This window comes from Oribacterium sp. HCP3S3_B9 (assembly GCF_052064255.1).
Lineage (GTDB): Bacteria > Bacillota > Clostridia > Lachnospirales > Lachnospiraceae > Oribacterium.
The window spans coordinates 1-490 of the sequence record NZ_JBQHVY010000080.1 but is presented as its reverse complement, the minus strand read 5'-3'; the positions used below and the strand labels follow the sequence as shown (position 1 = coordinate 490).

1 protein-coding gene is annotated in these 490 nt (G+C 53.1%); it reads left to right on the top strand.

From position 1 onward, the window contains the following. Positions 1-16 precede the first annotated feature (16 nt). On the top strand, positions 17-490 hold a 474-nt coding region (locus tag ACTNC3_RS11530), incomplete at its 3' end, for an ExeA family protein (protein WP_441227518.1).

The window sequence follows — 490 nt, the reverse complement described above, 5'->3', positions numbered from 1 at the left end:
AAGGAGGGACGCGCTCATGTATGAAGCATTCTTTGGCATGACCCATACGCCATTCACCAGGGACCTTCCACCGGAGTGCCTGTACGAGACGAAAGCGATGAGTGATGTGCTCGGTCGTCTGATGTACGTTGCCGACAAGAAGCTGTTTGCAGTGATCACTTCAGAACCGGGCTGTGGCAAATCCACACTGCTCCGTAAGTTCGATGCCATGCTTCCGAAGGACAAGTACATCCTTCTGTACCTGTCTGATTCCAAACTTACACCGAAGTGGTTCTATAAGGGCCTTCTGGAACAGCTGGGCATCGATTCGGGCTTCTATCGTGGAGATGCCAAGCGCCAGCTGCAGGCATCGATCGAAATCAATCAGGGCGTCCAGAAAAAGCGGGTGGTCTGCATACTCGACGAGGCGCACCTCCTCGATAAGGAAATGCTCGAGGAGTTCCGCTTCATGCTGAACTACAAGTTTGACTCTGAGAGTCCGATGGCCCTG